The sequence below is a fragment of the Mycobacterium sp. E2989 genome, from assembly GCF_001667595.1.
Taxonomy (GTDB): Bacteria; Actinomycetota; Actinomycetes; order Mycobacteriales; family Mycobacteriaceae; genus Mycobacterium.
The window spans coordinates 1-26030 of sequence record NZ_LZJX01000123.1 but is presented as its reverse complement, the minus strand read 5'-3'; the positions used below and the strand labels follow the sequence as shown (position 1 = coordinate 26030).

At 69.5% G+C, this 26030-nt stretch carries 25 protein-coding genes and 3 pseudogenes; 7 read left to right on the top strand and 21 right to left on the bottom strand.

What is annotated here, in order from left to right:
* Positions 1-287: 287 nt before the first annotated feature.
* Positions 288-845 (bottom strand): TetR/AcrR family transcriptional regulator, encoded by a 558-nt coding sequence (locus A5680_RS22400; protein WP_231977679.1) that lies wholly within the window; start codon positions 843-845, stop codon positions 288-290.
* A 192-nt stretch (positions 846-1037) separates the two neighbouring features.
* Here A5680_RS22400 and A5680_RS22395 point away from each other — a divergent pair, with 192 nt between their 5' ends.
* Positions 1038-2633 carry an MFS transporter gene (locus A5680_RS22395; protein ID WP_067823338.1) on the top strand — a complete coding sequence of 532 codons (1596 nt, stop codon included), beginning with the start codon at positions 1038-1040 and terminating at the stop codon, positions 2631-2633.
* A gap of 426 nt (positions 2634-3059) precedes the next feature.
* On the opposite strand, the gene mftG is transcribed toward A5680_RS22395, so the two are convergent.
* The 7 genes from mftG to mftA form a co-directional block, all read right to left on the bottom strand.
* The gene (gene mftG, locus A5680_RS22390; protein WP_067823335.1) at positions 3060-4499 is read right to left on the bottom strand and encodes a mycofactocin system GMC family oxidoreductase MftG; all 1440 of its coding nucleotides are present in this window, start codon (positions 4497-4499) and stop codon (positions 3060-3062) included.
* 8 nt (positions 4500-4507) lie between these two features.
* Entirely contained in the window at positions 4508-5920 is a 1413-nt protein-coding gene (mftF, locus tag A5680_RS22385; protein ID WP_055401892.1) for a mycofactocin biosynthesis glycosyltransferase MftF, read from the bottom strand.
* Positions 5917-6648, bottom strand: coding sequence for a mycofactocin biosynthesis peptidyl-dipeptidase MftE (gene mftE / locus A5680_RS22380; protein WP_067823332.1), 732 nt, complete (start codon positions 6646-6648; stop codon positions 5917-5919). Before mftE ends, mftF begins: the two co-directional genes overlap by 4 nt.
* 164 nt (positions 6649-6812) lie before the next feature.
* The gene (gene mftD, locus A5680_RS22375) at positions 6813-7994 is read right to left on the bottom strand and encodes a pre-mycofactocin synthase MftD (RefSeq protein ID WP_067823328.1); all 1182 of its coding nucleotides are present in this window, start codon (positions 7992-7994) and stop codon (positions 6813-6815) included.
* 3 nt (positions 7995-7997) lie between these two features.
* Positions 7998-9185 carry a mycofactocin radical SAM maturase gene (gene mftC / locus A5680_RS22370; protein ID WP_067823325.1) on the bottom strand — a complete coding sequence of 396 codons (1188 nt, stop codon included), beginning with the start codon at positions 9183-9185 and terminating at the stop codon, positions 7998-8000.
* Positions 9182-9475: a mycofactocin biosynthesis chaperone MftB gene (mftB, locus tag A5680_RS22365; protein WP_055401901.1), complete on the bottom strand. Its 294-nt coding sequence runs from the start codon at positions 9473-9475 to the stop codon at positions 9182-9184. Before mftB ends, mftC begins: the two co-directional genes overlap by 4 nt.
* The gene (mftA, locus tag A5680_RS22360) at positions 9460-9549 is read right to left on the bottom strand and encodes a mycofactocin precursor MftA (protein WP_040621348.1); all 90 of its coding nucleotides are present in this window, start codon (positions 9547-9549) and stop codon (positions 9460-9462) included. The genes mftB and mftA overlap by 16 nt, the downstream gene beginning before the upstream one ends.
* 98 nt (positions 9550-9647) lie before the next feature.
* Here mftA and mftR point away from each other — a divergent pair, with 98 nt between their 5' ends.
* A complete protein-coding gene (gene mftR, locus A5680_RS22355) occupies positions 9648-10244 on the top strand; it encodes a mycofactocin system transcriptional regulator (RefSeq protein WP_055401905.1) in 597 nt (198 codons plus the stop codon).
* Positions 10241-11287 (top strand): DUF2332 domain-containing protein, encoded by a 1047-nt coding sequence (locus tag A5680_RS22350; RefSeq protein WP_067823323.1) that lies wholly within the window; start codon positions 10241-10243, stop codon positions 11285-11287. The genes mftR and A5680_RS22350 overlap by 4 nt, the downstream gene beginning before the upstream one ends.
* Before the next feature lie 44 nt (positions 11288-11331).
* Here the strand turns inward: A5680_RS22350 and A5680_RS22345 are convergent, their stop codons facing one another.
* The 9 genes from A5680_RS22345 to A5680_RS22305 form a co-directional block, all read right to left on the bottom strand.
* Positions 11332-12513, bottom strand: a complete 1182-nt coding sequence (locus tag A5680_RS22345) for an NAD(P)/FAD-dependent oxidoreductase (protein ID WP_067823321.1) — start codon at positions 12511-12513, stop codon at positions 11332-11334.
* 19 nt (positions 12514-12532) lie between these two features.
* The gene (locus tag A5680_RS22340) at positions 12533-13351 is read right to left on the bottom strand and encodes a mycofactocin-coupled SDR family oxidoreductase (RefSeq protein WP_055401912.1); all 819 of its coding nucleotides are present in this window, start codon (positions 13349-13351) and stop codon (positions 12533-12535) included.
* A gap of 49 nt (positions 13352-13400) precedes the next feature.
* Complete coding sequence (locus tag A5680_RS22335; RefSeq protein WP_067823318.1) at positions 13401-14231, bottom strand: SHOCT domain-containing protein; 831 nt, start codon at positions 14229-14231, stop codon at positions 13401-13403.
* Positions 14232-14321: 90 nt separating this feature from the next.
* The gene (locus A5680_RS25485; protein ID WP_082970462.1) at positions 14322-15065 is read right to left on the bottom strand and encodes a PE family protein; all 744 of its coding nucleotides are present in this window, start codon (positions 15063-15065) and stop codon (positions 14322-14324) included.
* Between the two features lie 131 nt (positions 15066-15196).
* Positions 15197-16387: an elongation factor Tu gene (gene tuf / locus A5680_RS22325; protein ID WP_055401916.1), complete on the bottom strand. Its 1191-nt coding sequence runs from the start codon at positions 16385-16387 to the stop codon at positions 15197-15199.
* A gap of 109 nt (positions 16388-16496) precedes the next feature.
* Positions 16497-18602, bottom strand: coding sequence for an elongation factor G (gene fusA / locus A5680_RS22320; protein ID WP_082970461.1), 2106 nt, complete (start codon positions 18600-18602; stop codon positions 16497-16499).
* Positions 18603-18672: 70 nt separating this feature from the next.
* Entirely contained in the window at positions 18673-19143 is a 471-nt protein-coding gene (rpsG, locus tag A5680_RS22315) for a 30S ribosomal protein S7 (RefSeq protein WP_055405335.1), read from the bottom strand.
* Positions 19143-19517, bottom strand: coding sequence for a 30S ribosomal protein S12 (rpsL, locus tag A5680_RS22310; RefSeq protein ID WP_007167812.1), 375 nt, complete (start codon positions 19515-19517; stop codon positions 19143-19145). Before rpsL ends, rpsG begins: the two co-directional genes overlap by 1 nt.
* A 246-nt stretch (positions 19518-19763) precedes the next feature.
* Complete coding sequence (locus A5680_RS22305) at positions 19764-20405, bottom strand: TetR/AcrR family transcriptional regulator (protein ID WP_055405336.1); 642 nt, start codon at positions 20403-20405, stop codon at positions 19764-19766.
* 135 nt (positions 20406-20540) lie between these two features.
* Here A5680_RS22305 and A5680_RS22300 point away from each other — a divergent pair, with 135 nt between their 5' ends.
* The 3 genes from A5680_RS22300 (at position 20541) to A5680_RS22290 (ending at position 22233) form a co-directional block, all read left to right on the top strand.
* Complete coding sequence (locus tag A5680_RS22300; RefSeq protein ID WP_055405337.1) at positions 20541-20909, top strand: DUF3060 domain-containing protein; 369 nt, start codon at positions 20541-20543, stop codon at positions 20907-20909.
* A gap of 107 nt (positions 20910-21016) precedes the next feature.
* Complete coding sequence (locus A5680_RS22295; protein WP_082459992.1) at positions 21017-21430, top strand: DUF3060 domain-containing protein; 414 nt, start codon at positions 21017-21019, stop codon at positions 21428-21430.
* Between the two features lie 89 nt (positions 21431-21519).
* On the top strand, positions 21520-22233 hold the full coding sequence (locus A5680_RS22290) for a DUF732 domain-containing protein (RefSeq protein ID WP_055405339.1): 714 nt from the start codon (positions 21520-21522) through the stop codon (positions 22231-22233).
* An 8-nt stretch (positions 22234-22241) separates the two neighbouring features.
* Here the strand turns inward: A5680_RS22290 and A5680_RS22285 are convergent, their stop codons facing one another.
* The 4 genes and pseudogenes from A5680_RS22285 to A5680_RS22270 all read right to left on the bottom strand — a co-directional run.
* Entirely contained in the window at positions 22242-23009 is a 768-nt protein-coding gene (locus A5680_RS22285) for a crotonase/enoyl-CoA hydratase family protein (protein WP_055405340.1), read from the bottom strand.
* Positions 23006-23725 carry a PaaX family transcriptional regulator C-terminal domain-containing protein gene (locus A5680_RS22280; protein WP_055405341.1) on the bottom strand — a complete coding sequence of 240 codons (720 nt, stop codon included), beginning with the start codon at positions 23723-23725 and terminating at the stop codon, positions 23006-23008. Before A5680_RS22280 ends, A5680_RS22285 begins: the two co-directional genes overlap by 4 nt.
* 3 nt (positions 23726-23728) lie before the next feature.
* Positions 23729-24666, bottom strand: a pseudogene (locus tag A5680_RS22275) (crotonase/enoyl-CoA hydratase family protein).
* A gap of 82 nt (positions 24667-24748) precedes the next feature.
* Positions 24749-25831: pseudogene (locus A5680_RS22270) on the bottom strand (acyl-CoA dehydrogenase family protein); the annotation flags it as partial.
* Here A5680_RS22270 and A5680_RS25480 point away from each other — a divergent pair.
* Positions 25826-26030, top strand: a pseudogene (locus tag A5680_RS25480) (DNA alkylation response protein); the annotation flags it as partial. The pseudogenes A5680_RS22270 and A5680_RS25480 sit on opposite strands and share 6 nt — an antisense overlap.

Below are 26030 nucleotides of genomic sequence, written 5' to 3'. Positions count from 1 at the left end.
TCGGGCCCGGGCCAATCCCGGGCCGATCGAGCGTCGCGCCGGATACTGCGCCGCTGTTTACCTGTCGTGGTCCACCGGCCCCCGCGGTCGGGTGTGTCACCCTCACGCAGCCTGGACCGCGGCCGAAAAGTCGCGCTCCAAGGATGGGACCGGACGCGCCCGTTTTGGGCGCTGGTCGTATGCCCGACCAGGCGCAAACCCGGCCCAAGGCAACCTGAACAGTATGCCCTAGATCATGGGTTTGGCCAAATCCCGGGCGATGGCCGCCGACCTGGGCCTTTGGGGCCTCAGGCGCCCGCCGGTTCGACCCTCGCCGCGGCCGCCCGGTTGTGGGCGCGCTGTACAAAGAGGAAACCGTCGACGGCGGCGAGCGCGCACTCGCGGTAATCGAAGTCGGGAAGCGTCGACAGGCGCCCCAGCACCAGGGGCCCGATGAGCAGCGCGATGGCCCGGGACCGGTCCACTTCGCCCAGTTCGGCGGCCTCGGGGCTGTCGAAAATGGCGTCGAACGGGGCCGCGTACTGCTGGGCGATGCGCTCGCGCAGGGTGGTGATCGCCGTGGTGTTCGCGGCGCAGTCGCGGGGTTCCGGCATCTCGTCCAGGACCCGACCCATGGACAACCACGACATGGCCGTCATCAGCGCCGGCGCCTGCGCCACCGACTCGGCCTGGGCCAGCACCACCGCGATCAGGCGATCCCGCAGCGAACCCTCGGCCGGCGGCGTGGGTGACGGCGGGATGAGGCTGTTGAAAGCCGCTGCCAGCAAGTCGTTTCCGCTCGGGAAGTGGCGATACAGCGTGGCCCTGGCCACGTTGGCGGTGCGGGTGACCGCGTCGACGGTCACCGCGCTGGGACCTCCGGAACTCAGCAACGCCGCGGCGGCCTCGAGCAGGCGGGCCCGCGAGCGGGCCGGGCGTGGATCGGTGGTGCTGCCGGTAATTGTGACCCACCTCCCTGTTTGGGAACGAGACTATCGGTCTACCTACAAGACTGTCGGTCTCGAATCTTCGAACGCCACCGTGGGGAGGCGCATCACATGGTCGAAACCCTGGTCCGGCCTGACCAGCGTACTGATGTAGTCAGCATCGGGGGTAGCCCCCGCGCCCGGAACTGGACGCTGGCCGTCGCCTGCATGGGGGTCGCGCTGGTGGTCGCGTCGATGACGGCGCTGAACACCGCGCTGGGAGACCTCGCGGTGGCCACCTCGGCCACCCAGTCGCAGCTGAATTGGATCGTCGACGGATACACCGTGGCGCTGGCGTGCCTGCTGTTGCCCGCCGGAGCGATCGGCGACCGCTACGGCAGGCGGGGCGCCCTGCTGCTCGGGCTGGTGGTCTTCGCCCTGGGCTCGATGGCGCCCGCGCTGCTGCACAGCCCGGCCCAGATCATCGCCGGCCGCGCGGTCGCCGGGATCGGTGCGGCCTTCGTGATGCCGGCGACGCTGTCGCTGCTGACCGTGGCCTACCCGAAGGACGAGCGCACCAAGGCGGTCGGCATCTGGGCCGGCACCGCCGGGTCCGGCGGCGTGCTGGGGATGATCGGTTCCGGCCTGCTGCTGCGCTTCTGGGATTGGCACGCGATCTTCTGGTCGCTGGGCGCGGCCGGACTGGTGATCTTCGCGCTGGCGTGCACCGTGTCCTCGTCCCGCGACGGCGGCGCCCCACGGATCGATTCGCTGGGCGCGGTGTTGATCGGCGCCGCGGTGGCGATCGCGGTGGCCGCGATCCTGGAGGCGCCGACCCGCGGCTGGGATGACCCGCTGATCTGGGGCGGGCTTGTCGCGGGGGCGGTGCTCGCGGCCGCGTTCGGCGCCGTCGAGTTGCGGCTCGCCGGGCGCAGCGGGCAGCCCCTGCTGGATGTCCGGTTGTTCGCCGACCCGAATTTCGCCACCGGCGTCGCCGCGATCGTCATCCTGTTCGGCGCGACGTTCGGGTTCTTCTACATCGGCATGCAATACGTGCAGCAGATCATGGGCTACTCGGCGCTGGCGACGGCGGTCGCCTTCGGCCCGTTCATGGTTCCGCTGGCCATTTTCTCGGCGCTGTCGTTCTGGTACGTGCCCAAGTTGGGCCTGCGGCTGGTGTTGTTCGTCGGCACCCTGCTGATGGCGGTCGGGTTCGCGTGCATGTGCCTGCTGAACCTGCACACCTCCTATCTGCAATTCGCCTGGCCGACATTGATATTGGCCACCGGCATCGGGATCTGCACGGCGCCGACCACCTCGGCGATCATGGGGGCGGTGCCCGACGAGAAACAGGGCGTCGCCTCCGCGGTGAACGACACGTCCCGGGAGATGGGCGGCGCGCTGGGGATCGCGGTGGCCGGTTCGATTCTGGCGGGCCGGTATTCGCACGAGCTCGCCCCGAAGCTGGCGGACTTTCCCGCGCCCGTGCGCGGCCCGGCCACCGACTCGTTGGCCAAGGCCGTCGAGGTGGCCGGCAGGATCGGGGCCCCGGGCCGCGAGCTGGCCGACCTCAGCAAGACCGCCTTCCTGGCGGCCATGCACGCGTCCACCATCGCGATGGCCGTGATCGTCGCCGTCGCCGCGGTGCTGATCGGGATCTGGGCGCCCGGCCGCGACGGCCGGCAGCTGCGGCCGGTGCGGGGCCTGCTGGCCCGCCGTGCTCGCTGAGTCCAATGCCGTTGTCAGGCAGCACCTTCAAGGAGCTGTAAGCGGCCGCGGGTGCTTGAAACCGCCCGCCGATTCTGGTATCAGAAATATATATCGACAGGTACAGGTCATCTCTGTTACGGCGAGGTGGATGTGGTGTTGATTCCCGTTACGAGCGTGGTCGGGCCGGCATGGCCGGTCGCCGCGGTATGGACGCGAGAGCGTTCGCCTCCGGTACGGGCGTGATATCCAGCCGGCCAACGCTTTCAGGTGTCACGAAGGGAGGTCTTACGGCGGCCGTGCCGTCCACGAATATTGCGACGCATTGTCGGCGCGATGCACACTCGCGCGCGCACTGCCACTGTCGTGGCCATCTACGTGGATCGCACGAACAATCGCCACTCGGGGGCGCGCCCCATGCCTCACCCATGGGGCCGCCCCCCTCATTCACCGAACGAAGTCGGCGGCCCGGTGCCCGAGCATCACGATGGTGGCGTGCGGCCCGCGGCTGGTGATGGTGGGCAGGATCGAGCCGTCGATCACCCACAGGTTTTCGATGCCGTGCACGCGGCAGCGATGATCGACGACGGCCCGCGGGTCGCTCTCCGGGCCCATCGGCGCCGTGCCACAGAGGTGTTGGGACGTGGACCAGGACGGGGCCCCGACATGGGTTGCGCTGGAAGCCAATTCGCGGGCCATCTCCGCTGCCCGGCGTAGCGCCGCGACGTCGTCGGGCTCGCTGTCGTAACGATGCTCGATGCGGGGCGCCGCGGCGGGATCGGCCGAAGCCAGCGTGATGCGCCCGCGGGCCCGCGGCTGCATCAGCGCCACCCCGATGTGGGGCCAGTCGGCGTGTCCGGCCGTGCCGTCGCCGGTCATCGCGACGAATCCGCCCGTGTAGGGCCTGATCTCGAGATCGTCGGCGGTGCTGAGCACGACCTCGAGCACCGGCCGGCCGGGAGCCACCGCCCAGTCGGTGGGCAACACCCACTCGGGGTGATCGCTGAACGACGCGCCCACCGGAAGGGGCGCCCGCACTCCGATGCCGACCGCCCGCAACCCGTCCTCGACGCCGACGCCGGAGAGCATGAGCAGCTGCGCCGTTTGAATGGCCCCGGCGCACAGGACGATCCGGTCGGCGGTCATGGTCATGCGCCCGTGCGGGCCGATCGCCTCGACACCCACCGCGGTGGTGCCGGCGAACCGCAGGCCCACCGCGCTGGTCCGCGCGTGCAGCGTCAGGTTCCGTCGGCCCAGGGCCGGCAGCAGGTAGCCGGCGCCGGATCCGGTGCGCACGCCGTCGACGATGTTGAGCGGCACCGCGCCCAGCCCCGAAACCGGCCCGGGCCCAACGTCGTTGAGGTCATCGATCCAGTCGAACCCCGCGCGCCGCGCGGCGTCGATGAAACGCTCGGTGGTGCCGGCCATTTCGTGGGTACGGCGCACCTTGATCGGGCCGTCGGTACCGTGGGCGGGGCCGCGGAAGTCCAGGTCGGTCTCGATGGCGCGGAAGCTGTCGAGGACCTCGGGCCACGACCAGCCGGGCAGCGACAGCCGATCGAAGTCGCGCTGCAATCCCCGGCAGAAGTAGCCGCCGTTGACCGCGCCCGACCCGCCTAGCGTCGCCCCGCGCACGATCGGGTGCCGCCGGGTGGGCCGGTCGGTCAGGCTGGTCTCATAGCGCCGCACCAAGGGGCTGCCCACGCCTATCGGCAGCTGCAGCCCGTTGCCGGTTTGCGCGAGCAATTGCGGGTCATCGAGGGCGGGCCCGGCCTCGATGACGGTCACCGCGCAACCGGGGTCGCTGGAAAGGCGTTCGGCAACAACCGATCCAGCGCTGCCGGCACCGACGATCAGCACGTCGCTGTGCGGGGCGGCGGGGGTCAAGGTGGCGGCTAGCTGCGAATCTGCGGCTTGAGCGCGCGCAGGTTGCGCTCCCGCAGCACACCCCACCACAACCCGAGGCCGTACGCCAGGTCGTCGACGCGCTTGAGCAACAGGTAGGTCAGCAGCCCGATCGGCTCGGCATCGTCACCCATGGCGTCCCGACGGCGCAGCCAGTCGACCACGCCGTCCATGACGGCCGCGACCAGCACGACACGGCGGAAATGTCGCGACAGCGTGGCGGCGACCAGCGCCAGCGGCCAGTAATGCCGGCACAGCGCCGACGCCAGCTGCAGCGCCGCCGACCACAGGCCGCGGGTGGCGATCACCACCACGTCGGTGATCGAGGTCTCGGCGCCGCGCATCGCCCTGGCGATTCGGCGACCGGTCAGCAGCGCGATGGCGACGGACGCCAGCTGGGACAGGCTGGTCCCGAACGCCACCAGGATCCACGTCATCAGCGCCCAGCCGGAGATCACCACCGGCGCGGTCTTGTCCGGGTGGCGGACCGACAGCGGGGCCGCCGAGCCGCCATAGAAAGCCTTGCGCGCGAGCCAATCCCGCAGTTCGGTGCGGTGGTCGTGGGCGACCAGCGCGACGGGCTCGTAACGCAGCCGGGCGCCGGCTTCGATGAGCCGCCAACACAGGTCGACGTCCTCGCCCGATTGCAGGGTCTCGTCGAAGCCGCCGACCGCGCGCAGCGCCGAGCAGCGGCAGATGATCGCCGCGCTGGGCACGTAGGAGACCGTGCTGTGGGGTAGCACGGGCGCTTCGCGCTCGCCGAGGTCGAGCGACGAGTGCACCGCCTCGTAGCGCGCGACGACGTTCTCACTGTGCGACAAACCCACGATGCGCGGCGCGGCCAGCGCGACCGTCGGGTCGCAGAAGTGGCCCAGCAGCGCCTCCAGCCACCCGCGTCGCGGCGCGACATCGGAGTCGAGGAAGGCGACATAGTCGGTGCCGCACGCGGCCAGTCCCGTGTTGCGGGCGGCGGCCGGTCCCCTGCTGCGCGAGTGCCGCAGCACCTCGACGTCGCAGTGCGCGCCGACGAAGTCCTCCGGTTCGATCGGCGGGAAGGATCCGTCGTCGACCACGATGACCCGCAGGCCGCGCAGCGAGCTGACCAGGCGCCGCACGCCAGAAAGGTTGTCCCGCACGGGGATTACAACGGTAACGTCGCGGTGCGAGGGTCCGCCCGCGGGCCGCGGATGCGCCACCGTGGCGTCCAGCAAGGTGCGGGCCAGCTGCGCGCTGACGTCGTCGCGAACCTTCAGCCGGCCGTCGCACAGCATGTCCTGGGCGGCCGGCGCCAGCTTGAGCAGCCGGGTCGGCGACCCCCCGAGCAGCGCCGAGCCGTCGCCGAGCACCCGCACGCGGCGATCGACCTGGACGGCGAACCCGTCGGGCAGCCGGGGATGGCTCATGTCAGCATCCCGTCGCGCCCGGGTGACCACCGGTCGACCCGACGGACACAGCCCTCGACCATCTCGGCGAGGATGCGCTCACCCTCGGCGGCGGTCGCGGTGGTCGGGTCTCCCAGGACGCCCACGGGGCTGACGGCCGCGACTCCCCCGCGGCGCAGCGACGGGAGCAATTCGGGCAGCGGCGCCGGGTTGCCGGCGAGCCACCGGTCGGTCAGCACGTCCTCCGGCGAGATGTGCAGCAACAGCGAGGTTTCGGTGTGCCCGGCGTGGGCATCACCGCCGCCCGACAGGCATGGGCACCAGGCGGCGTCGCGTCCCTCGGCCCGCAGCCGGGTCACCGCGGCGGCCAGCGCGGCGGTGTTGCCGCCGTGGCCGTTGACGAAGACGAGGCGCCGGGCCCAGCCCGCGGCCGACCGGCCGTATTCCACCAGCAACGTCGTCAGGGCCTCCGTGCCGATGGAGATCGTTCCGGCAAAGCTTTGGTGTTCGCCGCTGGCCCCGTAGGCGATGGCGGGTGCCACCAGCCACTCGCGGTCGAGGCCGGCCCGGGCCCCGCGGGCGACCGCGGTTGCGATCCGCGTGTCGGTGTCCAGCGGCAGGTGCGGACCGTGCTGCTCGGTCGACCCGAGCGGGATGAGCAGCGACGGCGAGGTGCCCGCTAGCTGGCTTGACGTAGCCACCGCTAATTCGCCGAGTACGGGCACTCGGTGATGGTAGGACGAATTCACCTGGCGTGCACCAATTGTTGTCTGGTGAAAACGATTTTTTTCTGGCTGGTTCATCGGGCGTTCGATCTTTGTGCTCGTTCGTCACGGGCACCTCGCCAGTACCACCGTTTGCGGGGCCGTCAATCATCGCCGACGACCCCGTCTCCCGGACGACTATCGGCTGCTCAGGCGGACGGCACACCCAGCGCCCGGGTGAAGCCGGGGGGCACCAGGATGTCGTCCGGACCGAGCTCTTGCACGCTCGCGTGGCCCAGGCCCATCAGCGCCGAGTCGATGCCCCCGCGCAGGATGTCGAGCACGTTCTCCACGCCCGCCTGCCCGGCGGCGGCCAGGCCCCACAGGTACGCGCGCCCGATCATCACCGCGCGTGCCCCCAGCGCCACGGCCTTGACCACATCGCTACCCCGGCGGATGCCGCCGTCGAGCAGCACCTCGACCTGATCGCCGACCGCGGCGGCCACCGCGGGCAGGGCGCGAATCGAGGCCGGCGTGCCGTCCAGGTTGTTGCCCCCGTGGTTGGACACCGAGATCGCCGAAACCCCGGCGTCCACAGCCCTTTTCGCGTCGTCCACGCGCATCACGCCCTTGAGCATGAACGGCCCGCCCCACAGTTCACGCAGCCAGGCGATGTCTTCCCACGTCGGGGGCGGCGTACCCATCCACTCGCCGTAGGCGGCGAAAAAGGGTGGGCCGGGCTCGCCGCGGCGCCCCTGGTTGGGCACCCGCAAATCCGGCGGGCGCAGCGTCTTGCCGTACTTCCACAGCCAGCGGGGCTTGAAGACCGCTTCCGGAGACTGCCGCAGGACCGTCCGCAGGTTCATCGCTTCGGGAATCTGGGGGCTGCCCCAGTCGCGCCCGTGCGAGAACGACCAGTCGGTGGTGACGATCAGACCCACCGCGCCGGCCTGGCGCGCCCGTTCCACCCGCTCGGCGATCGCGTCGCGCCCGCCGAGCCAGTACACCTGGAAGAAGATCTTGGGGTTGGCGGCGACGACCTCCTCGATCGGTTTGCTGGCGAAAGAGGACAGGCCCATCGCCGTTCCCCGTGCCGCCGCGGCCCGCGCGACGGCGACCTCGCCGTCTGGATCGACCGCCTGGACGCCGGTCGGCGAAATCAGCACCGGCATCGAAATATCTTGTCCCAGAACGGTAGTCGAGAGGTCGCGCTTCTCCTGCGCGCCGACGACGTGGGGGGCGAATCCGAGTTCACCGAACGCCGCGACGTTGTCGGAGACGGTGACGCCCTTTTCGCTGCCGGCGAGCAGCGCCGAGTAGACGGATTTCGGCAGCCGCCGCTTCGCGCGCTGCTGGGCGATGGCGACGGTTTCAAACCATTGGCCGGCCATGAGCTATACGGGGCTTTCGTTGCACAGGCGCGCCGGGGGCGCGTCGGGTGGCCGCACGGACAGTGTCAGGGGCACCGGCTGACGAACCCGTTGCCCGCGGGAGTGGTCGGCCCGGGGCCGCGGCGTCTCCCGCCGGCGGGCCAGCGCCGGGGCGCTGTGCCCCTGCACGCACTCGGGATCCGGCCCGTCCATCGGCAGGCCGGTGAAGAACTTCGCCGCCATGCAGCCGCCCCGGCAGGCGTCGTAGTGGCCGCAGCTGCCGCACGCCCCCGCGGACTGCGGTTCGCGCAGCTCGCGGAACAGCGGCGCATTCTTCCAGACGTTGTCGAATCCCCCGTCGGCCAACACATTTCCGGCCAGGAAGCGGTCGTGAATGGCGAATGGGCACGCGTACACGTCCCCCACGGGGTCGATCAGGCAGACCACCCGGCCCGCGCCGCACATGTTCAAACCGGCCAGCGCGCCGGAGGAGCCGAGCGGCGCCAGGTGGAAGAAGGAGTCGCCGGTGAGCACCCGTTCCCCCTTGGCCACCAGCCAGTCGTAGAGCTGGACCTGCTGGGCGGCGGTGGGGTGCAGGTCGTCCCAGACGTCCGCGCCGCGCCCCGACGGACGCAGCCGGGTGATCCGCAGGGTGGCGCCGTAACGGCTTGCCAGCGCGGCGAATTCGTCGAGCTGGTCGACGTTGTGGCGGGTGACCACGACGGAGATCTTCGCGTCCGCAAAGCCCGCATTGGCAAGGTTCTCCAGCGCGCGCACCGCCATGGCGAACGATCCGGGGCCGCGCACCGCATCGTTGACCTCCGCGGTGGCGCCGTCCAGCGAGATCTGGACGTCGACGTAGTCGCTGGCGGCCAACCGGGCGGCGACCTCTTCGGTGATGCGGACCCCGTTGGTGGAGAACTTCACCCCGACGTGGTGCGCGGTCGCGTAGTCGACCAGCTCCCAGAAGTCGGGGCGCACGGTGGGCTCGCCGCCGCCGATGTTGACGTAGAACACCTGCATGCGTTCCAGCTCGTCGATGATGTCCATGCATTGCCGGGTGGACAGCTCCCGCGGATCCCGTTTGCCCGACGACGAAAGGCAGTGCACGCACGCCAGGTTGCACGCGTACGTGAGCTCCCACGTCAGGCAGATGGGCGCGTCGAGCCCGCTCTCGAACTGCTCGATGAGCCGCGGGACGGTGGCTGTCATGGGACCTCCTGGGGTACCAGCATCTTCGAATCGGCCAACACGCCCAGCGCGTGCAAGTAGGGGGCCTCGTCCGAGTCGTCCACACCCGCCGCGCGGCAGGCCGAGTGGACGTCGGGATGGTCGGCAAGCGACCGCACCACGGTGAGGATGGTGCGGTTCTTCAGAAAGGACAGCTTGCGAGTGCCGAAGTGGTAGAGCAACGCCCCGAATGGTTCGGGTCGAACCGCCACCTGCGGGTGCAACCGCCAGCCGCGGCCGGGGTCGAACACGCGGTTCAGTAGACCCCGCACATGCCGTCGATGGACACCTCTTCAACCAGGGTCTCGGCGACGAGCTGGGTCTCGGTCTCGGTTTCGTGGTCCATGGGTCATTGCCTTTCGTCGGTTCTTGACAACGATGGGGTTCGAGTCACAAGCTTCGTCAGAATATGGCATCGAGTGCCGAAATGGAAGGGCGGGTCTCATGGTGCCGCAGCCGCGGGTGGGCCGTCGCCGCTCGACCACGCCGCACCACATCACCGACGTCGCGATCGAGCTGTTCGGCGCGCGCGGTTTCGCCGACGTGAGCGTCGACGACGTCGCCCAGGCCGCCGGCATCTCGCGGCGCACGCTGTTCCGCTACTACGCCTCCAAGAACGCGATCCCGTGGGGCGACTTCGACACCCACCTCGCGCACCTGCGCGACCTGCTGGACGCCGTCGACCCGCGGGTGCCGCTGGGCCAGGCGCTGCGCGATGCGCTGTTGGCGTTCAACACCTTTGACGAGTCGGAGACCGCGCGGCACCGGCAGCGGATGCGGGTCATCCTGCAAACCGCCGAACTGCAGGCGTATTCGATGACCATGTACGCCGGCTGGCGCGAGGTGATCGCCGGTTTCGTGGCCCGCCGGCTGGACCGCAAGACCACCGACCTGGTGCCCCAGACCGCCGCCTGGACCATGCTCGGGGTGGCGCTGTCGGCCTACGAGCACTGGCTCGGCGACGAGTCGGTCCCGTTGCCCATCGCGCTGGGCAACGCCTTCGACGTGGTCGGCGCCGGGCTGGACGGGCTGGATCGGTGACCGCGGATCACCTGCTGCACACCCTGCGGGCGCAGGGCCGGTTCTGCGCCGGCTCGGGCTCGCCGATGTACGGCGAACTTTTCGAGCTGGTGGCCGCCGACGTCGAGGCCGGCGGCGTCTTCGCCGCGATCCTGTCCGGGCACGAGGACGCCCCCTCGCGCCTCGCCGTGCCGCTGCGGCTGCTCGGCGGGCTGCACCGGTTGGTGCTCGACGGCCGCGCCCGGCAATTACGAAGGTGGTATCCCAGCACCGGCGGCAGCTGGGACGCCGTAGCGGCGTGGCCCGAGATCGAGGGCGCGGCGGCCGAACACTGCGAGGCGCTGCGGGCGGCGCTGCGGCAACCACCGCAGACCAACGAGGTCGGCCGGTCCGCCGCGCTGATCGGCGCCCTGTTGCGCATCAACGGTGAACCGGGTTTGCCGGTAAGGCTTTTCGAGATCGGGTCGAGCGCGGGGCTGAACCTGCGCGCCGACCACTACCGCTATCGATTCGCCGACGGCCAGTGGGGACCGGACGATTCGCCGGTGACGATCCACGACGCGTGGCGCGGCGCGCTGCCGCCGGGCGGCGGGGTGGAGATCGTCGAGCGCAGCGGCTTCGACATCGCGCCCATCGACGTGACCGGAGCCGACGGGGAGCTCACCGTGCTGAGCTACGTCTGGCCCGACCAGACCGCCCGGCTCGAGCGGCTGCGCGGCGCGATCGAGGTGGCGCGGCGGGTGCCGGCCCGGCTGCAGCGCCAGACGGCCGCCGACGCGGTCGCCGGCCTGACGCCGGCCGCGGGCGCGCTGACGGTGCTGTGGCATTCGATCACCTGGCAGTACCTGTCCGGCGAGGAGCGCGACGCGGTCCGCGCCCGCGTCGGCGCGCTGGGCGAGCGGGCCGACGAGCGATCGCCGTTCGTGCACCTGACGCTGGAGCCGGCACGCGAGGGGCCGGACGCCCCGATCCGGTTCCTGGTGCGGGCGCGGCGCTGGCCGGGCGGCGAGCTGGAGATCCTGGGGGAATGCCATCCGCACGGCCCGCCGGTGCACTGGTGGTGAACGGCGAGACGAAACACGCTGCTGCGCAATGACTCTCGTGCGGGTCAGCCCAGTACGTCGGAGATGGGCGCGCCGGCCGCGATCTTGCCGCGGGCCTTCATGACCTTGCCGGGCATCCCGCCGCCGACCACACCGACCAGCACCCCGTCCCGCTCGTAGTAGGCCAGGAACTTGCGGCCGTCGTCTTCGACGAGGTGGACGATGTCGGTGGCCTCGGGCTCGCCGAGGCACTGGATCTTGACGTCGTACTGGTCGCTCCAGAAGTACGGCACGACCACGGCCGCCGGTGGCTCCTGCCCCAGCATCGCGGGCACCACGACGCGGGTCTGGTCGGCGACGTTGCTCCAATGTTCCACGCGCGCTTGGTGTCCCGTCGCATCGCGCCACGATGCGACGTCGCCGAGCGCCCATACGTTGGGCGCGCTGGTCCGTCCGGCCTCGTCGCAGAGCACGCCGTTGTCGATCTCGACGCCGCTGCCCTCGAGCCAGCCGGTCGCCGGGTGCGACCCGATGCCGATGACCACCAGGTCGGCCGCCAGCTCGGTGCCGTCGCTCAGCACGACCGTGTCCACCCGCCCGTCGCCGCGCACCTCGGCCACCCCGACACCGAGGCGGACGTCCACCCCCTCCTCGCGGTGCAGGCGCGCCACCAGCTCGCCGATTCGCTCGCCGAGCACCGACGCCAGGGGCGTCGGCTGCGGCTCGACCAACACGACGTTCACCCCGAGGCTGCGCAGGCTGGCCGCCACCTCGCAGCCGATGAATCCGGCGCCGACGATGACGGCGCGCTGGGCGGCGGACGCGTGCTCACGCAGCGCCATCGATTCGTCGAACGAGCGCAACACCCGGATGCCGTCGAGGTCCGGCAGCGCCGGGATGCGCCGCGGCACCAAGCCGGTGGCGATGACGAGTTCGTCGTAGCCGATCACCGAGCCGTCGGCCAGCGTCACCGTCCGCGCCGCGGTGTCCAGGCCGGTGGCCGCCGCGCCCAGGCGCAGGGTGATGTCGTTCTCGTCGTACCACTCCCGCGGTTTGAGGGCCACGTCGTCGACCTCTTTGCGCAGCACCTCTTTCGACAGCGGCGGGCGATCGTAGGGCACGTGCACCTCGTCGCTGACGATCGTGACGCGGCCTTCGAACCCCGATCGGCGCAGCTGCTCGGCGGTCCGGGCGGCGGCCAGCCCCCCGCCGACGATCACGATTCCTTTGCTAGCGGTCACGTGCAGTTCATACCACGATGACCGATCAGTACTTCAACGCGCCCTTGTCCACCGGGATCTGGGTGCCGGTCACCGTGCCCGACCCGTCGCCGGCCAGCCACGCCACGACATCGGCCACCTCGTCGGGAGACATGAAGCCGTTGGGCTGCAACGGCATTGGGGGAAAGCTGTGCACGAAGCCGGGGTGGCGGGCGAATATCTCCATCATCGCCTCCGGCTCGATCATCGGGGTGTCGACGGAGTAGGGGTGGATGGAGTTGACCCGGATGTTGTATTCGCCGAGCTCGATGGCCAGGGTGTTGGTGAGCGCGGTGAGCCCGTGCTTGCTGGCCGAATAGTGTCCGTTGCCGGGGGTGGCCTTCAGGCCCGCCGACGAGCTCACCACCACGATCGAGCCGCCGTTGCCGGCTTCGATCATCGCGGGCACGGTGGCGCGCAGCGTGCGCCAGGTGCCGGTGAGGTTCACCCCGATCACGGTGTCCCACTGCTCGTCGGTGAGCTCCCACACCCGGCCCCAGCTCAAGACGCCGGCGTTGGCCACCACGATGTCGAGCCGGCCGAATTGTTCGACGCCGTCGGCCACGAGTTGGCGCAGCGCGGCGTCGTCGCGGACGTCCGCTTCGCGGGCCAGCACCTTGCGGCCCTGCGCCTCCACCAGCCGGACCGTCTCGGCGAGATCCTCCGGCGTGGCCGGCGTGTAGGTCAGGCTCTTCGACGCCGGCGCGCAGATGTCGAGCGCGATGATGTCGGCGCCCTCGGCGGCCAGCCGCACGGCGTGCGAACGGCCCTGGGCGCGGGCGGCGCCGGTGATGAACGCGACGCGTCCCTGCAGTGATCCAGCCACGCAGTCAGGCTAGCAGCGAAACTGAAACTTGTTCTAACTCGCCCGGCGGTCAGATTTCGGAGATGATCTGGGCCCGCCGGCTGGCGTACTCCTGGTCGGTCAGCGCGCCGCTGGCGCGCAGCGTCTCGAGCTCCTGCAGCCGCTGGGCGACCGACGGCTGCGGGGGCGTGACCACCGGCGCCGGTCCGCCGGCGGTGGCCGGTTGCGGGGCCGGCGCCTGCTGTTCGGCCGCGCGGCGCACCACGGCCTGGATCTGCTGGCGCAGCACCGGATTAGACCGGATGTCCACCATCCGGTTGAGCGGAACGTTGTTGGCCTTGAGGATCTGCAGGATCTCCATCAGGGGGCCGGCCTGCCCGCTGAGGTCGTAGGTCTTGTTGTCTTCGGCGACGGTGAACTGCGCGGGCACCAGGCCGTTGACCAAAGCGCTTCGCTCCCAGTCGATCCGGTACTCGTTGGTGGTGGGGTTGACCAGGACCACCAACTTGCGGGCGGACAGGTTGCCGAGCCGGGTCACGCTGGCGATCACCCGGTCCTCGCTGTCGAACGGCAGGAAACCGGGCCCGGAGATGTGCAGGTGCACCTGCACCACCTGCTGGTTGTTGATCCAGGTCCCCGTCTCGGTGACCCCGGTGATCTGGGCCAGCGCGAGCACGCCGCTCTGCTCGAGCACCGCGTTCTTGGCCGACGACTTGGCGCCGTAGTTGGCCAACGCGAGCGCGACCAGCACGTCGGCCACGGTGATGAACAGACCGGCATAGAACATCCACTGCAGCAGGCTGCCGAACCCGAGGGTGAAGTAGACCACCAAGAAAATCGGCCCGACCAGGCCACCGCACAGCAAAACCACCAACTGTGCCTTCAGGTAGCGCGCCAACACGAGAGTCTCCTTACCCTTGCTGGGAATTTTCGTGTCAGGTTAGCTCTCGCGGGGTCGCCGCGCGCGCCATACACGCAAACCGGCGGCGCGCTAGTCCACCTTGGGTATCACGGCCGGCGCCGGACGCGCCGACGATCCGGCCGGCGCCGAGGTGGGGGCCGAGTGGGCGGACACCACCTTCACCGGCGTGCCGCCGGTCGATACCGGCATCGCCGGGGCCGCGGCGGCCTGCGGCGTCTCCACCTGCGCCGGTGTCGTCGCGAGCGGGCTGACCGTGGACGGCGCCGGCGCCGCCGGCTGCGCGGTGGCCGGGGTGTAGGCGGGCGTGACCATCCGCACCGGCGTGGCCGTGGTGGCCGGGGCCAGCGCCGCCGGCCCCGCGGTGGCCGCGGGGGCGGCCGGGGCCTGCACGCCCGCGATCGCGGAAGCCGGCGCGACCGCCGACATCAGGGGCGCGGCCGGAACGCCGGGCGCCGAACCGCCCGCGGCCGTCGCCGCCGGCAGCTGCGCAGCCATCGACGCGGGCGCCGCGGCGGACTGCAGCGGCGACGCGTTGGCGGCCTCGGTGGCCAGGTAGTGCGCCGCTCCGCCGTTCATCAGCTCGACGAACTGGTTGTGAAACACCGCGGCCTGCGCGCTCAGCGCCTGGTACACCTGCGAGTGGGCGTCGAACAGCGTCGCGATGCTGGCCGACACCTCGTCCGCGCCCGGGGCGAGGACGGTCGACGTCGCGCCCGCCGCCATCGAGTTCGCCGACGTGATCGTCCACCCGATCCTGGCCAGATCGGACGCGGCGGCGGCCACATACTCGGGCGTCGCGAATACGAAGGACATCGGAACCTCCCGGTCAGCTCCCCCGACTCCCTTATCGGGGAATCCTAGCGGAGCCGTCCCGGTCGGACCCGGTAAAACGCATAAAGCCCGGATTGCCGATAACGGCAGTCCGGGCTCTATGGCTAGCTGGACTACTTGATGATCTTGACGACCCGGCCGGCGCCGACGGTGCGGCCACCCTCGCGGATCGCGAACCGCAGGCCTTCGTCCATGGCCACGGGCTGGATCAGCTTGACCGAGATGTTGGTGTTGTCACCGGGCATCACCATTTCGGTGCCCTCCGGCAGCGTCACCACACCGGTCACGTCCGTGGTGCGGAAGTAGAACTGCGGGCGGTAGTTGTTGAAGAACGGCGTGTGCCGACCGCCCTCGTCCTTGGACAGGATGTAGACGCTGCCCTCGAACTCGGTGTGCGGCGTGGTGGTGCCGGGCTTAACCACGACCTGGCCACGCTCGACGTCCTCGCGCTTGATACCACGCAGCAGCAACCCGACGTTGTCGCCGGCCTGGCCCTGGTCCAGCAGCTTGCGGAACATCTCCACACCGGTGACCGTCGTCTTGGTGCTGGCCGGTTTGATGCCGACGATCTCGACTTCCTCGTTCACGTTGATCACGCCGCGCTCGACACGACCGGTGACCACGGTGCCACGACCGGTGATCGTGAAGACGTCCTCGACCGGCATCAGGAACGGCTTGTCGGTCTCGCGGACCGGGTCCGGGATCGACTCGTCGACGGCCTCCATCAGTTCCTCGACGGACTTGACCCAGGTGGCGTCGCCCTCGAGCGCCTTGAGTGCCGAGACCCGAACGACGGGGGCGTCCTCGTCGAACTCCTGGGCGGCCAGCAGCTCGCGGACCTCCATCTCGACGAGCTCCAAGAGCTCCTCGTCGTCGACCATGTCCGCCTTGTTCAGCGCGACCAGGATGTAGGGCACGCCGACCTGACGCGCCAGCAGCACGTGCTCGCGAGTCTGCGGCATCGGGCCGTCGGTGGCCGCGACCACCAGGATCGCGCCGTCCATCTGGGCGGCACCGGTGATCATGTTCTTGATGTAGTCGGCGTGACCCGGGGCGTCGACGTGCGCGTAGTGACGCTTGTCGGTCTGGTACTCCACGTGGGAGATGTTGATGGTGATACCGCGCTGACGCTCCTCGGGCGCGTTGTCGATCTGGTCGAACGCGCGGGACTCGTTCAGGTCCGGGAACTTGTCGTGCAGAACCTTGGTGATAGCCGCGGTCAGCGTCGTCTTGCCGTGGTCAACGTGACCGATGGTCCCAATGTTGACGTGCGGCTTCGTCCGCTCGAACTTCGCCTTCGCCACTTCGTTGTCCTCCTGGACTGTTGGTGCTTGTTAAAGCAGTGTTGGTGTTTTCAGTTGTGCCGCGCCCAAGGCTTTGCAATGACCCGGCAAGATTACTCCGAGGGGATTCTTACTGACCCGTCGCCTTCGCGATGATCTCCTTCGACACGTTGGCCGGCACTTCGGCGTACGAGTCGAACACCATGGAGTAGTTCGCCCGGCCTTGGGTCTTGGACCTCAGGTCGCCGACGTAGCCGAACATCTCCGACAGCGGCACGTGCGCCTTGACGACGCGTGCACCGCTCCGCTCCTCCATGGCCTGAATCTGGCCACGGCGGGAGTTCAGGTCGCCGATCACATCGCCCATGTAATCCTCGGGCGTGGTGACCTCGACGGCCATGATCGGTTCGAGAATCACCGGTTGTGCTTGCGCGGCAGCCTTTTTCAGGACCTGCGAACCGGCGATCTTGAACGCCATCTCCGAGGAGTCCACCTCGTGGAAGGCGCCATCGAGCAGGGTGACCTTCAGGTTCACCAGCGGGTAGCCGGCCAGCACGCCGTACTGCATCGCGTCCTGCGCGCCGGCGTCCACCGACGGGATGTACTCCCGCGGGATGCGGCCACCGGTGACCTTGTTCTCGAACTCGTAGGTGGCACCGTCCTCGCCGGTGAACGGCTCGAGGTTGATGATCACCTTCGCGAACTGGCCCGAGCCACCCGTCTGCTTCTTGTGGGTGAACTCGACGTTGTTCGCGGCCCGCTTGATGGTCTCCTTGTAGGCCACCTGCGGCTTGCCGACGTTGGCCTCGACCTTGAACTCGCGGCGCATGCGGTCCACCAGGATGTCCAGGTGGAGTTCGCCCATGCCGCCGATCACGGTCTGGCCGGTCTCGGAGTCCAGGTGCACCTTGAACGTCGGGTCCTCTTCGGCGAGCTTCTGGATCGAGAGGCTCAGCTTCTCCTGGTCGCTCTTGGTCTTCGGCTCGATGGCCACCTCGATGACCGGGTCGGGGAAGGTCATCGACTCCAGCACGACCTGGTCGTTCGGGTCGCTCAGGGTGTCACCGGTGGTGGTGTCCTTCAGACCGATCACCGCGTAGATGTGACCGGCCGAGGCGGTCTCCACCGGGTTCTCCTTGTTGGAGTGCATCTGGAACAGCTTGCCCAGCCGCTCCTTCTTGCCCTTGGTGGAGTTGATGACCTGGCTGCCTGAGTCGACCTTGCCCGAGTACACCCGGACGTAGGTCAGCTTGCCGAAGAACGGGTGGGTGGCGACCTTGAACGCCAGCGCGGAGAACGGCTCGTCGGTCGACGGCTTGCGGACGACCTCGACGTCCTCCTTGCCCGGCGCGTGGCCGACGGCCGGGGGCACGTCCAGCGGCGAGGGCAGGTAGTCGATGACCGCGTCCAGCATCGGCTGCACGCCCTTGTTCTTGAACGCGCTGCCGCACAGCACCGGGTAGGCCTCCGAGCTGATGGTCAGCTTGCGGATGGCGCCCTTGATCTCCTCGACGGTGAGTTCCTCGCCGCCCAGGTACTTCTCCAGCAGCGCCTCGTCCGTCTCGGCGACGGCCTCGAGCAGCTTGGTGCGGTACTCGTCGGCCTTCTCGGCCAGGTCGGCGGGGATGTCCACCACGTCGTACTTCTCGCCGAGCTTCGCCTCGGCGCTCCAGACCTTGGCCTTCATCTCGACCAGGTCGACGACGCCCTCGAAGTCACCCTCGGAGCCGACGGGCAGCTGGATCGGGATGACGTTGGCACCCAGCCGGTCCTCCATGGTCTTCACCGAGAAGTAGAAGTCGGCGCCGATCTTGTCCATCTTGTTGACGAAGCAGATCCGCGGGACGTCGTACTTGTCGGCCTGCCGCCACACCTGCTCGGACTGCGGCTCGACGCCCTCCTTGCCGTCGAAGACGGCGACGGCGCCATCGAGCACGCGCAGGCTGCGCTCCACCTCGACGGTGAAGTCGACGTGGCCGGGGGTGTCGATGATGTTGATCTGGTTGTCGTTCCAGAAGCAGGTGGTGGCCGCGGAGGTGATGGTGATCCCCCGCTCCTGCTCCTGCTCCATCCAGTCCATGGTGGCGGCGCCGTCGTGCACCTCACCGATCTTGTAGCTGATACCGGTGTAGTAGAGGATGCGCTCGGTCGTCGTCGTCTTGCCGGCGTCGATGTGCGCCATGATGCCGATGTTGCGGACCTTGGTCAGGTCGGTCAGCACGTCCTTCTGTGCCACAGAAGTCTTCCCACTCTTTCGATTGCTTGGTTGCTGTCTTTCTGGCCTCCCGCATCATCGCGGGCGGCTGTCACCAGCGATAGTGCGCGAAGGCGCGGTTGGCCTCGGCCATCTTGTGGGTGTCCTCACGCCGCTTGACGGCGGCACCCAGGCCGTTGCTGGCGTCCAGGATCTCGTTCGCCAGCCGCTCGACCATGGTCTTCTCGCGACGCTGCTTGGAGAAGCTGACCAGCCAGCGCAAGGCCAGGGTCACCGAGCGGTCCGGTCGCACCTCGACCGGAACCTGATACGTCGCACCACCCACGCGGCGACTCCGCACCTCGAGCGCGGGCTTGACGTTGTCGAGAGCACGCTTGAGCGTGATCACGGGGTCGGTACCGGTCTTCTCCCGGGCATTCTCGAGCGCACCATAAACAATGCGCTCGGCCAGCGATTTCTTCCCATCCAGCAGGACTTTGTTCACCAGCTGGGTGACCAGCTGCGACCCGTAGACCGGGTCGTTGACCAATGGACGCTTAGGCGCGGGCCCCTTGCGCGGCATCAGCTCTTCTCCTTCTTGGCGCCGTAACGGCTGCGAGCCTGCTTGCGGTTCTTGACACCCTGGGTGTCGAGCGAACCGCGGATGATCTTGTACCGCACGCCGGGCAGGTCCTTCACTCGGCCACCACGCACCAGCACCATCGAGTGCTCCTGCAAGTTGTGGCCCTCGCCCGGGATGTAGGCGGTGACCTCGACCTGACTCGTCAGCTTCACGCGCGCGACCTTCCGAAGTGCCGAGTTCGGCTTCTTCGGGGTGGTGGTGTACACGCGGGTGCACACGCCACGGCGCTGCGGGCTGCCCTTGAGGGCCGCGGTCTTGACCTTGGCGATCTTGTCGCGGCGACCCTTGCGGACCAGCTGCTGAATCGTTGGCATCTAGGAGGCTTTCTGTGTTCGTGTCGGGCGTCTTTTAGCTGTTCTCAAGTCTTCGTACTGCAGTTATGCCCGTCCGCACTACCCCGCGGCCGGGTGTGTCGCACGCGCCGCGCACCGGAAGAAGATCCGATGCATCGTGGACATGCGAATTCGCCCGGCATCCACTTCCTTACGGTTAGGCGCCGTAAGCCGCCAGGCACGAGCCTCCACAATACCCGCCGCCCGTCTCGCAGGTCAAAGCGGCGGTTAACCTATCGCGCCGTCGTGGGCGACGCGCCGCTCCAGGCCCGCCGCCAGCCGCAACACCATGTCGGAGAACAGCGCGTCGGTGTCGATGTCGTCCATCACGCCGGTCATCTCCAGCAACACGAAGCCGTGGAGCGCCGACCAGAACTCCAGCGCGGCGTAGAAGGCCTCGTCGCCGTCGAGGCCGTAGGAGGACAGCACCGCGATCACCGGCGCGGCCGCGCCGCGGGTCGCCGCCGTGTATTCGGGGTCGTCGCCGCCCAGCGGCATCCGGGTGAACGCCGAGTACCGGCCGGGGTGGTGATGGGCGTAGCTGCGGTAGGCGCCCGCCATCACCAGGACCGCGTCGTCGCGGGCGCGGCCCTCGCCGACCCGGTTCAGCATCGTGATGATGTCGTCGATGACGCGGATCCGCACCGCGCGGCGCAGGTCCTCCAGGCTGTCCACGTGGTTGTACAGCGACGGCCCCTTGGTGCCGAGCTGCGTCGCCAGCGCGTTGATGGTCAGGGCGTCCCAGCCCTCACGGTCCAAGAAGGTGAGCGCGCCATCGATGATGCCGTCGCGGCTCAACTTGGCCGGGCGCGATCCCGTCCTCGCCGTGCGCGGGCGCCCGGCCGCCGGCGTTTCCGGCTGAGCTGCCATGGCGGGCCCTTCGCTAGCGATGATCCGGGTGATTAACTAATGACTCTAGTTGACGCCGGGGGCGAAACTATTTCAGCCATGGCCGGATGGACGTAATCTCATCAAGCAGATCCACCCGTCACGGAGGGGGCCGCAGTGAACTGGACTACCGTCGCCGGGTCGCTGGCTACCTGTGTCATCACCGTCGCCGCGAGCCCAAGCCCCGTAGCGCAGGCCAAGAACGGCGACACCCACATCACCGGGCAGGGCATCGAGCAGACGCTGGATTGCAACGACGCCACCCTGTTGGTCAACGGCTCCTTCAACAACATCACCGCGCTCGGCAACTGCTACGCGGTGACGGTGATGGGCTCGTCCAACACGGTCGTCGCCGATTCGGTATCGCACGACATCACCGTCTACGGCTACAACCAGACGGTCTTCTACCACAACGGCGCGCCGGTCCTTTGGGATCGCGGGCGCGAACTGGGCATGACCAACCGGCTCCAGCAGGTGCCCGGCTGAGCCCGACACCGCATCCAACCGAGGGGAATCGAGGAACATTGTCTGCCCACGTCTTTGACCGCCCCTGGCGGCTGACCGCGTGCGCCGTGGCGCCGGCCGTCGCGGCGATGTTGATTGCCGGCTGCAGTTCGACGGCCAACCCGCCCTCGGGTTCCACCACGACGACGAAAAGCAGCGCGACGACGACGAGCGCGGCGGCGCCCACGACGGGATCGAGCGGCGCCAGCACCACCGCGTCGGTCGAGATCGGCAACACGCTCAACTACGGATCGATGGGCACCACCGCGACGCTCGACTGCGCCAGTGGCAAGTCGCTGAACGTGGGCGGTTCGGACAACACCCTCACCGTCACCGGCAGCTGCGCGACGGTGACAATCGGCGGGGCGAGCAACAAGATCACCTTGGACAAGGTCGACACCCGGATCAGCGTGGTGGGCTTCAACAACACCGTCACCTACAAGGACGGTGAGCCCAAGGTCGACAACCTGGGTTCGGGCAACAAGATCACCAAGGGCGGCTGACCACAGTCGTTCCCCGGCACGGGCATTCAGTTGCGAAGCGGGCGTTTCGGTTGCGGCATATGATGATCCCGGCAGAACGGAATCCAGCCATGCTCACCCGCACCACCAACCGCGCCGGCGCACTGGTCACGGCGATCGTGGTGCTGACCGGCGTCGCGATGCTGCCCCACGACTCGGCGGCGGCCGACCCGACCGACGACCAATTCGTATCGCTGCTCGACCAAAAGGGAATCCCTGCGCTGGACAACATTCCCAGCCTCATCGGCACGGCCCACCGGATCTGTCACCAACTCGACGGTGGGATGCCGGTCGACGGCGTGGTCGACGACCTGAGGGAACGTGCTTTCAAAGCCAATCCGGGCGGCGGCCAATACCCCGCCGACCGCGTCGCCCGCACCATCGCCCGGTTCATCTCCGCGTCGGTCGAGGCCTATTGCCCGAACAATCAGCCGAAGATCGCTTCGCTGCAGGGCGTGGCCAATCGCGTGCCCGGCCCGAGCGAACCGACGGTGCACACGGTCAGCGTTCGGCTGGCGTCACTCACATGGGCCGGACCGTTTCCCGCGGGGGAAACCCCGCAGCCGGACCCGCCGCAACTTCCCCCATCGCCCGGCCCGACGGCCCAGATCCTGGCACCGCCCCCGCCGGTAGCTACACCGTCTCCGCGGCAACAAGCACCGGCACCGGCGCAGGAGCCGCAACCGGGACCCCAGCAGGGACCGACGGTGGCTCCCGCGCCAGCGGGCCCGCCCAGCGGTGACACGCCACCCACGCCGCCCGGCAGGGTGCGGCTGGCGCCGTAGGACGCCGGTCAGCCCGTGGGCGCGCCGTGCCGGCCCGCACCAGCCGCGAACCGCCCGGCCCCCTCGTTCGCCTCGGCGGCGACGCGGGAGATGCTGGCGAACTCGAAGTCGATCGCCTCGGATTCCGTTGCCCCCCATTGGTTTAACGCCGAAAGGCGGTCGGACCGCAGGCACTGCTGTGGCAGCGCGGCCAGCTGCGCCGCCAGTTCCTCGGCCGCCTGCCGCGCCTGGCCGGTCGGCACGACGCGGTTGGCCAACCCCATCGCGAGCGCTTCGTCGGCCTTGACGCCGCGGCCGGTGAGGATCATGTCCATCGCCCGGCTGTGTCCGATCAGCCGCGGCAGCCGCACCGTGCCGCCGTCGATCAGCGGCACGCCCCACCGGCGGCAGAACACGCCGAACACGGCGTCCTGTTCGGCCACCCGCAGGTCGCACCAGACCGCCAGCTCCAGCCCGCCGGCGACGGCGTAGCCGCTCACCGCGGCGATCACGGGTTTGGACAACACCATTCGCGTCGGCCCCATCGGGCCCGGACCCGTCCGGTGCACGGCATTCGCCTCGGGTGTGGCGAAGGCCTTCAAATCCGCGCCGGCGCAAAAGGTTCCGCCTTCGCCCCACAACACGGCGACCGACGCGGTGTCGTCGCGGTCGAATTCGTCGAACGCCGCGTACAACGCGGCGGCGGTGGGACCATTGACCGCGTTGCGGGCCGACGGCCGGTTCAGGATCACCGTCGTCACGGGGCCATTGCGCTCGACACGTACCGGATCATTCATTTTGCCTCCGCAAATAGGGGTTCCCGCCGCTCGAGCAGCTCGGTGGCGAAGTCGTGGTATGCCGCCCGCAGGCGGGCGCCGGGCCAGTCGGCCGGCAGCAGTTCGTCGGGCAGCACCGGGTCGGTGAGCAGGTGGCGCACCGTCGCCGCCGCCACCACGAACCGGCCGGGAATGTCCCTTGCGGCGGCCATCTCATCGAGCAGCCGGTGGCCGGCCCGGGCCCAGCCGGGCAGGTCCCACAGCTGGGCGGCCAGCTCGGCGGCGTTGTCGTCGCGGGCCCGCAGGACCCGGACCCGGGCGTCGATCTCGGGGTCCAGCTCGAGCTCGAGGTTGTCGGGCCGCATCCACACGCCTTCGCGCAGTTCGCCGAAGCGCTTGCCGTGCATGGCCGTCCGCAGCGCCGCGCGGGTGCGCGCGTCGCCGCCCACGCTGGTGACGATGAGCGTGACCCACTCCCCGCTCCAGGGGCGCACCCGCGGGTCGATGGCGTCGTCCTGGCGCCGCTGCCGGGCCAGCAGGCGATCGGACAGCCGGTAGCCGTCGGCCGAGCGGATCAGGTCGCCGGCGCCGACCATGCGGGTCAGCGCCACCCGCAGCGTCGTCTCCTTGATGCCGAAATCGGCCGTCAGGCGGACCAATTCGCTGGCGCGGGCGTGCGCCGGGTGAGCCCCCAGCAGCACACTGAGCACCACCGACCGGGCCGTCATGGTGGCCATGGGCTACACCTGCGACGCGCGGCGGCCGTGGTCGCCGAAGGGTTCGTCGCGATGCCGGACCGCCTCGCGAAAGCCGTGTTCGGTCGCGTCGGCGACGAAGGCGTGCCCCTCCGGCGTGTGCCGGGCGACGCCGTCGAAAACCGTGCTGACCATCCGGCTGGTGGCCACACCCTGTTGCAGCAGAGCCGAATTCAGCGCGAGCTTCACCATGATCAGCTGGTTGACGGGCACCGCCGCGATCCGTTGCACCAGCCGCTCGGTGCGCTCGTCGAGGTCGGCCGGGTCCGGCGCCTCGACCGCCAGCCCCCATTCCGCGGCTTGCGCGCCGGTGATGCAGTCGCCGGTGAACAGCAGGCGCTTGGCGCGCTGGTCGCCGAGCCGGTGCGCCCACAGCCCTGCCGCCGGGACGCCCCACACCCGCGTCGGCGGGTAGCCGATCTTGGCGTCGGCGGCGGCGATCACCTGGTCGGCGTGCAGCGCGATGTCGGTGCCGCCGGCCACGCAGTAGCCGTGGATCTTGACCACCGTCGGCTTGTCGGCGTGCATCAGGCTGGAGAAGCCGCGGACGAACCGGCTCATCATCTGGTAGTCGATCATCGGGTCCCACGGCTGATCGGGTAAGTGGTTGACCGCCTGGGTTTTTCCGCTGAGCACGGTGCCCGCGTAGGCGCCCGTCCCACCCGCCGAGCCGGTGCGATCGCGTAGGCGCTCAGGTCGAAGCCCGCGCAGAAGCCCTCACCGCGCCCGGACACCAGGATGACGTGCACGGCTGGATCCAGGTCGGCGCGCTCCACCAGCGCCGAGAGCTCCAGCGGGGTGTCCGCGACGATCGCGTTGCCCTTCTCCGGCCGGTTGAACGTGATCCGGGCAACCCGGTCGGTGACCTCGTAGGTCATCGTCTTCAGGTTGTCGAAGTCGACCGGCCTGATCGCGTGAGTCAATGGCGCCACTCCTCCTCATCGCTCCGTCCCCCTCGCCGCTACGCGGCTGGAGGAGCCCCCACTGCATCGTCGCCGGGGCAGGTCATCCCTTTACTAGAGCACGCTCGAGAATGGGAGCCAGGTCCAGCCCGGCGGGCATGGTCCCGTAGGCCCCGCCCCACTGGTGGTCGATCCGGGTGGTCAGGAAGGCCTCGGCGACGGCGGGGTGACCATGGCGCACCAGCAGCGAACCCTGCAGCGCCAGGCTGATGTCCTCGGCGACCTTGCGGGCGCGCTGCGCGATGGTGTCCAGGTCGGCCAGGTCGGTGCGCAACCGCTCGACGTGCGCGCCCAGGCGCGGGTCCGCGCCCGCACTCTCGGCCAGTTCGGCGAACAGCACCTCGACGCATTCCGGGCGAGTTGCCATGGCGCGCAACGTGTCCAGTGCGCTGACGTTGCCCGAGCCCTCCCAGATGCCCATCAGCGGCGCCTCACGGAACAGCCGCGGCATGCCCGAGTCCTCGACGTAACCGTTGCCGCCCAGGCATTCCAGCGCCTCGGCGGCGTGCGGGGTGGCGCGCTTGCAGACCCAGTACTTGCTGGCGGCCAGGCCGATGCGGCGCAGCAGCGCCTCCCGGTCGTCACCGCGCAGCGCCTTGTCAGTGGCCCCGGCCATCCGCATCGCGACGATGGTTGCGGCCTCGGCCTCGACGGCCAGGTCGGCCAGCACGTTACGCATCAGCGGCTGGTCGATGAGGTAGGCGCCGAACGCCTTTCGGTGCTGGGCGTGGTGAATGGCGCGGGTCAGGCCGGTGCGCATGCTGGTGGCACTGCCCAGGGTGCAGTCCAGCCGGGTGAGGTTGACCATCTCGATGATGGTCGGCACCCCGCGGCCCTCCTCGCCCACCAACCACGCTGTCGCACCGTCATATTCCACCTCGCTGGAGGCGTTGGCATGGTTGCCGAGCTTGTCCTTGAGCCGCTGCAAAAACATCCGGTTGCGGGTGCCGTCGGGCAGCACCCGCGGCAGCAGGAAGCAGGACAGGCCGCCCGGGGCCTGCGCCAGAACCAAGAAGATGTCGCACATCGGCGCGGAGGTGAACCACTTGTGGCCCGTCAGGCTGTAGCTGCCATCACCGTTGGGGGTGGCCTGTGTGGTTCCGGCCCGCACGTCGGAGCCGCCCTGCGCTACAACCCCGAACTCGCGGCGATCTACGAGCCGCTGCTGACCAGCCGCGAATACGATCCCGAGCTCAAGCCGGCGCCCACCAAGCGCGGCATCACCGCCGGCATGTCGATGACCGAGAAGCAGGGCGGCTCCGACGTGCGGGCCGGAACCACACAGGCCACCCCCAACGGTGATGGCAGCTACAGCCTGACGGGCC

Excerpts from the sequence above, each read along its gene's own strand:
- rpsG (WP_055405335.1), bottom strand. The coding sequence starts at position 19,143 with ATGCCGCGCAAGGGGCCCGCGCCTAAGCGTCCATTGGTCAACGACCCG.
- mftC (WP_067823325.1), bottom strand. The coding sequence starts at position 9,185 with ATGACAGCCACCGTCCCGCGGCTCATCGAGCAGTTCGAGAGCGGGCTC.
- mftR (WP_055401905.1), top strand. The coding sequence starts at position 9,648 with ATGGTGCCGCAGCCGCGGGTGGGCCGTCGCCGCTCGACCACGCCGCAC.
- rpsL (WP_007167812.1), bottom strand. The coding sequence starts at position 19,517 with ATGCCAACGATTCAGCAGCTGGTCCGCAAGGGTCGCCGCGACAAGATC.
- mftF (WP_055401892.1), bottom strand. The coding sequence starts at position 5,920 with ATGAGCCATCCCCGGCTGCCCGACGGGTTCGCCGTCCAGGTCGATCGC.
- A5680_RS22280 (WP_055405341.1), bottom strand. The coding sequence starts at position 23,725 with ATGGCCACCATGACGGCCCGGTCGGTGGTGCTCAGTGTGCTGCTGGGG.
- A5680_RS22285 (WP_055405340.1), bottom strand. The coding sequence starts at position 23,009 with ATGAATGATCCGGTACGTGTCGAGCGCAATGGCCCCGTGACGACGGTG.
- mftA (WP_040621348.1), bottom strand. The coding sequence starts at position 9,549 with ATGGACCACGAAACCGAGACCGAGACCCAGCTCGTCGCCGAGACCCTG.
- A5680_RS22290 (WP_055405339.1), top strand. The coding sequence starts at position 21,520 with ATGCTCACCCGCACCACCAACCGCGCCGGCGCACTGGTCACGGCGATC.
- A5680_RS22305 (WP_055405336.1), bottom strand. The coding sequence starts at position 20,405 with ATGGCAGCTCAGCCGGAAACGCCGGCGGCCGGGCGCCCGCGCACGGCG.
- A5680_RS22295 (WP_082459992.1), top strand. The coding sequence starts at position 21,017 with ATGTTGATTGCCGGCTGCAGTTCGACGGCCAACCCGCCCTCGGGTTCC.
- mftD (WP_067823328.1), bottom strand. The coding sequence starts at position 7,994 with ATGGCCGGCCAATGGTTTGAAACCGTCGCCATCGCCCAGCAGCGCGCG.
- A5680_RS22395 (WP_067823338.1), top strand. The coding sequence starts at position 1,038 with ATGGTCGAAACCCTGGTCCGGCCTGACCAGCGTACTGATGTAGTCAGC.
- A5680_RS25485 (WP_082970462.1), bottom strand. The coding sequence starts at position 15,065 with ATGTCCTTCGTATTCGCGACGCCCGAGTATGTGGCCGCCGCCGCGTCC.